The 11,373-nt window shown below is 60.0% G+C and carries 9 protein-coding genes; 4 read left to right on the top strand and 5 right to left on the bottom strand.

Annotation, left to right across the window (positions count from 1 at the left end; translation table 11 throughout):
- The first annotated feature begins 689 nt into the window (after positions 1–689).
- Positions 690–1,469: a LuxR C-terminal-related transcriptional regulator gene (locus GHK62_RS17815; RefSeq protein WP_153440532.1), complete on the top strand. Its 780-nt coding sequence runs from the start codon at positions 690–692 to the stop codon at positions 1,467–1,469.
- A 95-nt stretch (positions 1,470–1,564) separates the two neighbouring features.
- Here the strand turns inward: GHK62_RS17815 and GHK62_RS17820 are convergent, their stop codons facing one another.
- Both GHK62_RS17820 and GHK62_RS17825 read right to left on the bottom strand, forming a co-directional pair.
- Positions 1,565–2,245: a sugar transferase gene (locus tag GHK62_RS17820; RefSeq protein ID WP_153440489.1), complete on the bottom strand. Its 681-nt coding sequence runs from the start codon at positions 2,243–2,245 to the stop codon at positions 1,565–1,567.
- 290 nt (positions 2,246–2,535) lie between these two features.
- Complete coding sequence (locus GHK62_RS17825) at positions 2,536–3,459, bottom strand: glycosyltransferase family 2 protein (protein ID WP_153440490.1); 924 nt, start codon at positions 3,457–3,459, stop codon at positions 2,536–2,538.
- A 563-nt stretch (positions 3,460–4,022) separates the two neighbouring features.
- Here GHK62_RS17825 and GHK62_RS17830 point away from each other — a divergent pair.
- From GHK62_RS17830 to wecB, 3 genes are all read left to right on the top strand, one after another.
- Positions 4,023–5,591 carry a GumC family protein gene (locus GHK62_RS17830; protein WP_153440491.1) on the top strand — a complete coding sequence of 523 codons (1,569 nt, stop codon included), beginning with the start codon at positions 4,023–4,025 and terminating at the stop codon, positions 5,589–5,591.
- A 76-nt stretch (positions 5,592–5,667) separates the two neighbouring features.
- Positions 5,668–6,459, top strand: coding sequence for a CpsD/CapB family tyrosine-protein kinase (locus GHK62_RS17835; protein WP_153440492.1), 792 nt, complete (start codon positions 5,668–5,670; stop codon positions 6,457–6,459).
- Between the two features lie 123 nt (positions 6,460–6,582).
- Entirely contained in the window at positions 6,583–7,776 is a 1,194-nt protein-coding gene (wecB, locus tag GHK62_RS17840) for a non-hydrolyzing UDP-N-acetylglucosamine 2-epimerase (protein WP_153440493.1), read from the top strand.
- On the opposite strand, the gene wecC is transcribed toward wecB, so the two are convergent.
- Genes wecC through GHK62_RS17855 form a run of 3 tightly spaced genes read right to left on the bottom strand, consistent with a single transcriptional unit; the run spans position 7,732 to position 11,098 of the window.
- Positions 7,732–8,988, bottom strand: coding sequence for a UDP-N-acetyl-D-mannosamine dehydrogenase (wecC, locus tag GHK62_RS17845; RefSeq protein WP_153440494.1), 1,257 nt, complete (start codon positions 8,986–8,988; stop codon positions 7,732–7,734). The genes wecB and wecC overlap by 45 nt on opposite strands.
- 45 nt (positions 8,989–9,033) lie before the next feature.
- Positions 9,034–9,837, bottom strand: a complete 804-nt coding sequence (locus GHK62_RS17850) for a WecB/TagA/CpsF family glycosyltransferase (RefSeq protein WP_153440495.1) — start codon at positions 9,835–9,837, stop codon at positions 9,034–9,036.
- Entirely contained in the window at positions 9,830–11,098 is a 1,269-nt protein-coding gene (locus GHK62_RS17855) for a hypothetical protein (RefSeq protein WP_234886947.1), read from the bottom strand. Before GHK62_RS17855 ends, GHK62_RS17850 begins: the two co-directional genes overlap by 8 nt.
- Positions 11,099–11,373: the final 275 nt, after the last annotated feature.

Consider the following 11,373-nt stretch of genomic DNA (forward strand, 5'->3'; position numbering starts at 1 on the left):
TGCCACGGCCGAACAGGATTGCTGGATAAGAAGATGTTACGGCCGAGTCTGCTTAAAAGGTGGTAGACGACGTAGCGCCATATACTGCGGATGTATCATTTAATAAGACACACCTCATCGCTGCATGCGTGCAAAATACTCCTTATTTTAGGCACAGCACCCCAAATTGGTCGTTTCATCCTTACGATCGCTATAGTAGTCTAGATTTTATTAGACTTTACTTAAATATTTATTCACTGAAGTTTAGTGATGAGGTGGCGCGCTGGGTCATCAGTCGTACGTATCGAATGACCTTAACGACGCGCCAAAGGGAGCCATAGGCAGCCATGAGCTCAATGGGACCTGATAGCGGCAGAGATTTCCCCGTCCCGATTGCGTGCCGGAGGATGATGCATCCGTACGTCGAAAGAGGTACGTCTACTATAAGATTTTGGGGGTCTTTAACCTACATTGGAATAGGGCAGACTGGGAATGACGGCTTGGGCCTGCCTGGGGGCAGCGGCCGCGCGCCCTTGGTTAGTTCACGTTATAAATATCAATCAATGCTTATGTAGTGAATTTCGTTTAAGGGCTGCGTAGATTGCCACGTTTTCAGTCGAAATCTGCGGTGTAGGATCTCGCGCAAGCTTTAAATGTCAACACGTCAAACAAATTTGCGAACGAGATTGCTATTGGGGAGACGTATAACTATGAAATTGATTAGCCATGGAAAAGATATACAAAACGACATTCCCACGCAAGTTGACAACAATATCGACACAGGCACAGAACAGCCTTCCTTTCCGGAGCGCTTGCTTGTGATTATCGACAGTCGGGCGCTTGATCGCCAATGCCTGGCGCAAAGCATAGTGTCCCACAAGGCTGACATGCGTGTCCTGGCATTCGGATCGATCGAAGAATGGCGGCGACAGCGACACCTACACCCTCCATTGTCCTCGATCCTCCTGAATGTAGGCGGTAGAAAGATCGTTGATCCGGCCGTTGCCGAGGAAATAAGGAAGCTCGCTTCCGAGTTCGAACCGGTGCCGGTGATTGTGCTGGCTGATACGGACGAGCTCGCCCAGATCATGAAGGCGCTCGAGTATGGCGCCAAGGGCTATATCCCTTCCTCGGTCAGCATCGATGTCTGTATCGAGGCGATCGACCTCGCCGTAGCCGGCGGGACCTTCGTTCCAGCAAGCAGTGTATTCGCCATGCGTCGGCTGCTCGAGTCGGGCAATGCGGTCGCGCGCCCTTTGGCCGGCATGTTTACCGCGCGTCAGGCCGAAGTGGTGGAGGCACTGCGGCGTGGCAAGGCAAACAAGATCATTGCCTATGAACTCAACCTGCGGGAAAGCACCGTCAAGGTTCACATCCGCAACATCATGAAGAAGGTCAAGGCGACGAACAGGACGGAAGTCGCCTATAAGATCAATGATCTGTTTCCCAGCGATCCTGCAACCGACGGGACGAACTGGTCAGATCACTGAGCCGAACCAGGGCAATAAGGCCGGGACACTCGTTCCCGGGCACGTTCGACACCCGCTGGACGAGAGGCACGCCGGGGCCTTAGCGAGAATGGCACTCAAAAGCCCGTGCCGCGCAGGACAACGAAGATAGTCCTCGACAGAATCGACAGATCCGTACCGAAGGACATGATGCCAGCATAGCGTGTGTCGTATGTTGCGCGCTGAGCGAAACTGGACATGTTGCGCTCGCTGATCTGCCAGAGCCCGGTAATCCCCGGACGCAAGCTGAAGTACGCACTGCCGGGATACTGAGACCGCTGGTCCGGCAGCATCGGCCGCGGACCGACAAGGCTCATGTCGCCAAGAAGGACATTCAGGAGCTGCGGCAACTCGTCGGCGGAATATTTGCGCAGATATTTGCCAAGCATCGTAACCCGCGGATCGTTCTGAAGCTTCTGCGTGCGATCCCATTCGATGCGGGCCAGCGGATCGGCATCCAGGTATTCCTGTAGCCTTTGCTCCGCGTCCGGAACCATGGTCCGAAGCTTCCAGAGATGGAAAACCCGCCCCCCTTTGCCGAGCCGCGCCTGGCGAAAGAAAGCCTTCTCGCCATCCAGGCGAACGAGAAGTACCAGAACTGCGACAATCGCCAGGGCAAATGGCGCGATCATCAATGTGAACGCAATGTCGAAACCACGCTTGGCCGCAAGATAGGATCGCCGCGGGCCGACCGCTGAATCGTGCGACGCGGGCGGTGCGATAAGCCAATGGGGATATAACCTGGGACTTTTCGGCATTGCGCTCTCCACGACTGATAGTGGAACTCACCGCAAGCGCAGATCTCTCTGCCCATCCCAAATATAAATTCGAGTTAGGAGGTATATTATTTGCGTTAATAATATTGATTTCTGCCTTGCAGAAATATTAGACATTTTTTCTGTCGAGACATCAATAAATACCCATTAGACAATTAGTTCTAGTACTAGTTATTTCGCGATAGCGCTTTACCAATATGCCGCAACATCAAGAATTGCTTTCGCATATTCTCGATGATCCGGGGTAGCACGCAAGCAATACGTAAAATGACTCAGGTCTTTTCTCTGTTCCAGTTCTCAACCAGTGAGGCTGCGTTTTGGTGGAGCGCCAGGTTGAACATCAAACCGGCGCGATAAAGCCGGACTCGGATCAGGCATGCCAGAGCAAACAGTCTGCTGCGGCCGCCCGAGATACGGTCCGAAACCAGGATTCTGAACATCTCGATCAGAGGAGAGGCGCCGATCATCACTCCACCCGCCAGCCACCGGAGCTTCGCTGTCGGACTATCACCAACCTTCCGGAACTCGTGAGCGACGTGTCGGTCCCATCGCCGCGCCAGTTGCGCGAAAGATCTGCAGGAAGGCGTGAGAACTTTCGCCTCGGGCAGATAGGCCAGCCGATGGCCCAGCGCGGTCGCACGCCTTCCCCATTCCGTGTCCTCCATCGTGGAAATGCCCCCAAAGGGACCGACCGAGCGGAAGACCCGCGTTCGAACCGCCATGTTGCCGGTTGCGGCAAAGCCGTGACTTTCGACGTAAAGGCGAGCGCGATAGCTGTAGATGCTTTCATAGAGTTCGATCGATGTCGGTCGTTCCGGATCGGCCATCAGAACTCCAATGTCGCCACCGACCACATCGATATCAGGATTTCCGGCCAGGAACTCTACGATCGCGCGCACCCAGCCATGCTGCGCCACGCAGTCCGCATCGATGAAGGCCAGGAGGTCGGATCGGGCCGCTTTTGCACCCCGGTTCCGGGCGGGGCCAGGACCCGGAACCAGCTCGTACTCCAGGCATACCCCGGCAAAACTCGAGCAGACGGCATCGGGCCGTTCGGCCGAACCGTTGTCGACGACGATGATCTCGAAGGGAATGCCGTCCGCGCGCTGCGCGTCGAGAGAAAGCAAGCAGCGACGCAGATTGTCAGGCTCGTTGAGATGCGGGATGACCACGCTTAGACGTGGAGCAGCGTGCATTTGTGACCCTACGTGCGTTGAGCGGAATGGCGATGGTCGACGCGCCTCCCGACAGGGGTGAGCAGCCGACTTTGACAGCATGACCGCGCGAGCCGGTGTTTGGAAGTCGCCTGAAGCGCGAGCCGCAGCAGCAGATTGGGTGAAACGGTTAGGCGAATGCCGGTTTGCAGTGCCGCCGTCGAGGTGATGGCCTACCCTCTTTCGGTGGAGGCGACGGTCGCGAAGGCCCCTTCGCCTGACAGAATGCCCGGCATCCCTTCCGCTTTCAGTGGCTTGTACCTCCGGAAAGGGCCTGCCCTTGCCGGCGCGTAGCGCACGCCCGGTGCGGCAGCAGTCCCGGCCGCGACAAATACAACCCGTGAAAGCTCTACATGGGAGGTCATGCGTCAGACGCGAATCCGAGCGTAAGACATAGGTTGAAAGAGCCTACTCGAAGGAACTAGTACCGGAGGTGGAGGCGCGCTCGGTCACCCCCCATTGATCATCTATCACCCGCCTCGTAACCGCTTGAAGATGAATACTTGGCACGGTGCCGCTCAAGTCCAAGTTCGGGTGACCTTGCGATGCGCGATGTGGATGTACGCTTCTACATTTCGATCTTGTGGCGAAGGCTGCCGTACATCCTGGCGATCACCATCTCGGCGCTGGCGGTTTCCGTTCTGGTCGCGCGCATACTTCCTCCCGTCTATCGGGCCAGCGCCAAGATCCTCGTGGAAGCGCCGCAGATTCCAGCGGACCTGGCGCGTTCGACGGTGCCGACAAATGCCGTGGACCAGTTCCAGATCATCCGGCAGCAGATCACCACGCGCGAGTATCTTCTGGCGCTGGCGGACAAGCTCGATCTCTACGGCAACAAGCTATCGGGCGAGAAGCGGTCTGGCGACGAGGAGCTCTCCAGCGAGGATATCGTCGAGGACATGCGGTCCCGCATCACTTTCGAACAGTTGGAGACGCTGAGCGCCAATACGGGAGCGAGCATCTTCGACGTAAGCTTCGCGGCTGGCGAGCCGGTGCTGGCGGCAAAGACCGTCAATGAGCTCGTGGCAATGATCCTGCGCAGCAATCAGCGCCAGCGCACAGACCGCGCCGGCGACACGCTGCGGTTTTTCGACCGGGAGGTCGCGAGGCTTGGATCCGACCTGAACCGACTTGAGGCCGATCTCCTCAAATTCAAGAGCGAGAACAAGGACACGCTACCCGAGAGCCTCGATTTCCGTCGCCGGCAGCAAATCAGCCAGCAGGAGCGGCTGATTTTGCTCGAGCGTGAGGAGGCCGCTCTTCGCAGCAGGCGCAGCAGTCTCATGGATGCTTATGCCACCGGCGCTCTGTCGGTCGACAGCGGCCCGGTCACGCCTGAGCAGCAGATGCTTCAGGATCTGAATCGCGCCTTGGCTGAGCAACTCGCGATCTTTTCCGAAAAGAGCCCCAATATCATAGCACTGCGTGCTCGGATTGCGTCGTTGCAGCGTGGTCTGCCGTCCAGTCAGGCAATGGATACCTCCGGGAGCAAGAAGGCACTGTCCGGGCTTGATCTTCAGCTTTCGGACGTCGATCAGCGCCTGGTGGTCATAAGCCAGGAAAAGGCTTCCATCACGCAAAACATAGCCGACCTGACGCGGTCGATCGTGGCGACACCGGCCAGCGAAACGGCCCTCAATTCGCTCGAACGGAACAGGCTGAATGTCCAGACGCAATACAACGCCGCGATCGCACGGCGTGCGGAGGCCCTGATAGGCGAGCAGATCGAGCTACGCTCCGATGGCGGACGCCTTTCGCTGCTCGAGCCCGCGTCGCCACCCCAATCGCCTGTAGGCCCAAACCGGCGGCGTATCGTCGGCATCGGCGGCGCGGCGGGAATCGGGCTCAGCCTCGCCCTTGTGGCACTGCTTGAAATCCTCAACAGGACAGTGCGTAGGCCATCGGAACTGGCCCAATTGCTTCAATACCAACCGCTCGCAACCATCCCGCATATCGCGACGCCAGCCGAGTTGCGCGCCGCCGGCCGCAAACGAAGGGTGGCGCGAGGCATAGCGGCGGCGCTCGTCGCCGCGGGCATTCCGGGCACATTGGCCACCATCCATTACTATTATTCGCCGATTGAACTCGTATTCGAGAATTTTATTTCGAATTAGCACAAGAATGTTTGATATAACATTATCGGATCTAAAATAACAACAACAACTATACGATAAGGGTCACCAACAAATCATGGAAAGTATTTCCACATCGCTCCAGGGAATCGCCCAGGTCCGCGCCATAGATCGAGCTTCGGAACAGACAATTCATGCCTGCTCGCGGATCGAGAGTGAGGTAGTTTGGGCCGGCCTGCCGGCGCTTCGCATCGATCCTGCGATCCTCGCCCAAAATCGCGTTGTTACCATCAACCGATCGACCCCGGCGCGCACTCCATTCGACATGATGCGCACGAAGATCCTGCAAACGTTGCGGCAGAACAATTGGACGTCCGTCGCGATCACCTCCCCCGCGCCCAGCTGTGGCAAAACCTTCCTCGCATTGAACCTGGCATTCAGCCTGGCTGACCAGAAGGATTGCCGCACCCTGCTCGTCGACGTCGATTTGAGACGGCCGCAGATCGGCGAGAGGCTCGGGGTGACGGGCTCGCCACCATTTGAAAGCTTCCTCAACGGCCGGAGTGAAATCAGCGAGGTCTTCCTGCGCCACGACAGCAATCTGGCTGTCGGCGTCAACGGGCAGCCAGTGCCGTTTTCGGCGGAAACGCTGCAAAGCCCCGAGACGACAAGAGTATTGCGGGAACTACGGCAAAGGATGAGTCCGGATGTCATCCTCTACGATATGTCGTCCATGCTTTCCACCGACGACGTCATAGCGTTTTTGCCGAATGTTGACTGCGTGATCCTGGTCGCGGCGGCCGAGCGGACCACACTCTCTGAAGTCGATTCCTGCGAGCAGTATCTGTCTGAGAAGAGCAACGTCCTTGGTGTTGTGCTGAACGACTGCCGCTTTCACCACGGCTATTGAGGCGGGAGCGAAGAGAGCGGGCACTGCACCGGATCCGCGGAGGGAAATCGATCGCGCCCGACCGAGGGAACTTACCGAGGTTATTGCGATGAGCGTCGAGCATGGTCAGAAGGAGAGGCCGGCATGCGCAAGGTGTTGATTGTTTATGGGACGCGCCCCGAGGCCGTCAAATTGGCGCCATTGATCGCTGAGCTCGATCGCTCGTCCCATTGCACGCCCATCGTCGCCGTAACAGGCCAGCATCGCGAAATGCTCGACCAGGTCAACACGCTGTTCGACATCCGCCCGAGCCATGACCTCAACATCCTGACGCAGGGGCAGAGGCTCGAAGATATCACCAATCGCGCTTTAGGCGGTGTCTGCGGCGTGATAGACGCCGAGGAACCCGATGCCGTGCTGGTTCAGGGCGACACGACCAGCTGCTTTGCGGCTGCACTTGCCGCCTTCTATCGAAAGGTCCCTTTGATCCATCTCGAGGCAGGGCTGAGAACGGGCGACCGCTACAATCCGTTTCCAGAAGAACTGAACCGCCGGCTGACGACGCAACTCGCCTGCCTGCATCTGGCGCCGACGCGGACATCGAAGGCCAACCTCCTCTCCGAGGGCGTGAACGAGCACACCATCGTCGTCACCGGCAACACGGTCATCGACGCCCTGCTCCATGTCGCGTCGCGCAACACCCCCCTCGACAACCCGGACATGCAGAGGATTTCCGGCAGGAGGAGCGTTCTGATCACGGCGCATCGACGCGAATCCTGGGGAGAGCCGATGGCGCGAACGGCCCGTGCGATTGCCCGGCTGGCAAGCACGTTTCCGGAGATCGTATTCCTGTTGCCCGCACACCTCAATCCAGTCGTACGCGACGCGCTCATCCCCCCGCTGGTCGGCCTCGACAATGTCCTGGTGACGCGGCCGCTCGACTATGGCGATTTCGTCCAGGCGATGCGCGACTGTTCCGTGGTTCTGACGGATAGCGGCGGCGTCCAGGAGGAAGCGCCGACCCTCGGGAAGCCGGTGCTCGTCCTCAGGGAGACGACCGAACGTCCCGAAGCCGTTGCCGCCGGCACTGTGCGGCTCGTCGGTACGGACGAGGACCGCATTGTGCGCGAAGTGACGACATTGCTGACCGACCGGGCGGCCTATCAGGCCATGGCGCAGGCGGTGAACCCCTATGGGGACGGTCAAGCCGCGATGCGCTCGACCCAGGCGATCGAGCACTTTTTCGGTGTCCGAAACCCGCCTGTAGAGTTCGCCCTCGAATCCGCTGAACCGTCAGCGCCACGCCCCGCGCGTGTCGTAAACGACTTTGCCGCCTAAGCGCGTGTGCCGCATCGCCTTGAACGGTTCATGTTCGACCAGCAGCACGACTATGTCGGCCCGTTCCACGGCCTGGTAGGCGCCCTCGAGGCGCAGGTTGGAGTATCCTGCCAGCGAGGTCGGTAGCATGCTGACATAGGGATCCGAAACGAAGATCTCGACCTCCGGCAGGGCCTTGGCGATAAGGCCGACGACTTCGACGGCCGGACTTTCCCTCACGTCATCGACGTTCGCCTTGAAGGTCAGCCCAAGGCAGGCGATCGTTGGCGCCCTGAACCGTTGCGCCTTCGCCACCACACGCTCGGCCACGTCGTGCGGCCGACGGTCATTGACTTCCCGTGCCGTACGGATCAGCCGCGACAATTGCGGGGCCGCGGAAACGATGAACCAGGGGTCTACCGGTATGCAATGGCCGCCCACGCCAGGACCGGGATTGAGGATGCTGACCCGCGGATGCCGGTTCGCGAGCCGGATCACTTCCCAAACGTCGATGTGGAGCGACTCGCTGATGAGCGAGAGCTCGTTGGCGAAGGCGATGTTTACGTCGCGATAGGCATTTTCGACGAGCTTTGCCATTTCCGCGCTTGCCGCGTCGGTGAGCAGGATTTCGCCTTGCGTGAACAGGCGGTAGATGGAAGCGGCCTTCTCCGCACATCTTGGCGTGAGGCCACCGACGACGCGGTCGTTCGTGACGATCTCGATCATGATGCGGCCCGGCAGGACCCTTTCGGGGCAATGGGCAACAAAGATGTCCGCACCCGTCTCACCGTCGCGGGGCATCCTCAGGTCGGGCCGCAGGTCGCCGATCCAGGCCCCCACCTTTTCAGTCGTGCCGGGGGGCGATGTGGATTCCAGCACCACGATGTTGCCGGGTCTGAGCCTCGGAGCGATCTGCTTGGCCGCGGCCTCCACATAGGACAGATCCGCGGTTCTGTCCTCGTTGAAGGGCGTCGGGACCGCTATGATGAAGGCATCGGCCTCCGGCACCTCCGACGTCGCGGTAAGCCTGCCCATGGCGACCGCGCCGCTGACGGCGACGGCGAGATCAGGTTCGACGAACGGTACTTCGCCGCGCGATACGGCCGCGACTGTCGCGGGATTGGTGTCGACGCCAATGACGTCGACACCGCGGGTCGCAATCGCGACAGCCGTTGGCAGGCCTATGTAGCCCATGCCAAGTATCGCTAGCCGGCCTCGGAACGCTTCAGTCATTGGAGATGCTCCGCATCCGTCGGGTGGATTGGGGTCGGTTTCCGGTCATTTGCCCGTTATCCTCTCGGGCCCAAACGCCGGGGCGGGATGGAAGAATTCCTTGAGCGATAGCTGGATGAAGGTCGCGTTGGTCGTCAGGTAGCGCCACGCCAGCCGGCGCGGCTCCTGGAGCAAGCGATATGCCCACTCCATTCCGACGCGCTGCCAGGCCAGCGGCGCGCGCTTGGTGATACCTGCCAGTACGTCGAACGATCCGCCGACGCCATGCAGCACGGGAACGTTGAGCGACGGACCATATTTGCCGAGAAAGATCTCTTTCTTGGGGGACGTCATTCCAAGGAACAACATGTCCGCGCCGGAATCCCTGATCCCCGCCGCGATCTGACCGGCCTCGCCCGGCTGAAAATAGCCGTCGTAACTGCATGCGATCCGCAGCCCGGGAAAGCGCTCGCGGAGCCGCTCCTGCAGCTTCTGCAACACCTCGGGCCGGGCGCCGAGAAGCGCTATGGAGCGATTTTCCCTGTGCGCCAGCGAGAGGAGCCGCTCAAAAATGTCGATGCCGGCGATGCGCTCCGGCAGCGGCCGCCCGAGCAGCTTGCTGGCCCATACGATCGACTGGCCATCGGCCAACAGGAGATCGCACTCCATGAGCGAATTGCGCAACAGCGTATCGCTGCGCAGTTTGACGATCTTGGCGGCGTTCAACACCCCGAGCAGGATCGGACTACGCGTGATCAGCGCTCTGCGGCAGGCCTCGATCACATCATCCATTCGAACGGCATCCAGATACATGCCGAACAACAGTCGGCGGTTGACGTTCACGTCGGATCTTTGCAACAGGTCAGGCATCGCTATCCTCCACGCCCGGAGCCCGGTTCACTGCCTCCTCTCCGGAAAGCCATGCATAGAGAAGCCATCCCAGTTCATAGGGGCGGCATTCGTAATCCACCCGGCTCGGCGGGAAGACCGCGTCAAGCCAGGGAAGATGCATGCCGGGCTTCAGCGCCGTGGTGAAGGCCGACATCGCCCGTACCGCCTTGTTGGGTTCGCGGCGCGCGACCTTCCGCCAGATGACGTTCTTGTCGTGAGCTATAAGGGGTGCCAGCACCTCCGGATGACGATCGAGCCAGTCCAATCCGCTGACGATTGCCCGCCAATGGCCGCTCCCCCCAGCCTGCCAAAGGTCGAGCAGTGCCATCGGCGCCATGGCGTGCTGATGCACGCTGTAGACTGGATAGCCCTCGACGACACTTCCGTCGCGGCTGTCGTAGTGCCACCACCATTGTCCGGCTGGTCCCTGCAGTGAGCAGATTCGCGCGGCGCAGGCCTCGGCCGCCGCCATGGCGGCGGGATGGCCGTGCGCGGCGTGAAGCCGCGAAAGAGCCTGGATCGGATAGACCTGATCGGCGAAGCAGCCAATATGCGCGCGCAGGCGGCCATTAACCGAGGCGGGCAGCACATGCGGAAAGAGCCCTGACGCGGCCTGGCCGCCAATCAACCGGCTTGCGGCAAATGCGGCCAATTCCCGTGTGTCCCCGAAATACCTTCCGGCGAGCGCGGCAATGAGCGCCCATGCGCAGTTCACGGTGGCGACAGATGACTGTGAGGCAAGCAGAGCGGCAAGCTTGCGGAAAAGCCGGGAAGCATGAAAATGCCCCGCCTCCGCCGCGGCCCACGCGGCAAGCGCGATCGCCCCGGGATCGTCGGTCGTTTCGGCGCGGGCTTCGGCCGTTCGCGCCAGATCGGCAGCGGTGTTGCCATCGAGAACCTGCCGCTGCGCCGCAACGTCCAACTTGGACAATCCAAGCGCGACCATTGCCGTATAACGAAGACTCTCGCCCTCGGGCTGCTCCGACCATCCCGTGTTGGTTTTGACGGCGCGCGCCGTGTGCGCGAACAACCCCTTCTTGCGCATGCGTGGCAGGCCGCGCGCTGCCAGAGCGATCAGCTCGTCGACCCGGATGCAGGCGTCGGCGGACACCTCTTCAAGCGCCCGCAGCCTTGCGAGCGAGCCAGCCGCGATCCGACTCGCGAATCGTCGTGTCAGCTTGCTGCCTCCCGGCACGCTCTCCGCTCTCGGAGGCAAGGAATGCTGAAACTCGATCGACATGAGGAATATCCCGGGCGTCGCTATCCTGCGGAAACGGCAAGGACGGCCAAAAGGCGCGGCGAATACGGATCGATGGACCGTCGAAACCTCGAAATATCCTAGGAAATCAGGCAGGATAATCCAGTGCACTCAAAGACTTACGGAGCGCAGCCGCGCCTGACGACAATGGTGCTGATGTACTCCGAGAGGATGACGTATGCCACGGTCCACCTGACTTTCTGGATGACGCAGCGTCTGTGCCAGGCCGACACCCTACCTCTCTCGGCAGTCTTTTG

This window comes from Sinorhizobium terangae (assembly GCF_009601505.1).
GTDB classification, from domain to species: Bacteria; Pseudomonadota; Alphaproteobacteria; order Rhizobiales; family Rhizobiaceae; genus Sinorhizobium; species Sinorhizobium terangae.

Excerpts from the sequence above, each read along its gene's own strand:
- GHK62_RS17815 (WP_153440532.1), top strand. The coding sequence starts at position 690 with ATGAAATTGATTAGCCATGGAAAAGATATACAAAACGACATTCCCACG.
- GHK62_RS17820 (WP_153440489.1), bottom strand. The coding sequence starts at position 2,245 with ATGCCGAAAAGTCCCAGGTTATATCCCCATTGGCTTATCGCACCGCCC.
- GHK62_RS17825 (WP_153440490.1), bottom strand. The coding sequence starts at position 3,459 with ATGCACGCTGCTCCACGTCTAAGCGTGGTCATCCCGCATCTCAACGAG.
- GHK62_RS17830 (WP_153440491.1), top strand. The coding sequence starts at position 4,023 with ATGCGCGATGTGGATGTACGCTTCTACATTTCGATCTTGTGGCGAAGG.
- GHK62_RS17835 (WP_153440492.1), top strand. The coding sequence starts at position 5,668 with ATGGAAAGTATTTCCACATCGCTCCAGGGAATCGCCCAGGTCCGCGCC.
- wecB (WP_153440493.1), top strand. The coding sequence starts at position 6,583 with ATGCGCAAGGTGTTGATTGTTTATGGGACGCGCCCCGAGGCCGTCAAA.
- wecC (WP_153440494.1), bottom strand. The coding sequence starts at position 8,988 with ATGACTGAAGCGTTCCGAGGCCGGCTAGCGATACTTGGCATGGGCTAC.
- GHK62_RS17850 (WP_153440495.1), bottom strand. The coding sequence starts at position 9,837 with ATGCCTGACCTGTTGCAAAGATCCGACGTGAACGTCAACCGCCGACTG.
- GHK62_RS17855 (WP_234886947.1), bottom strand. The coding sequence starts at position 11,098 with ATGTCGATCGAGTTTCAGCATTCCTTGCCTCCGAGAGCGGAGAGCGTG.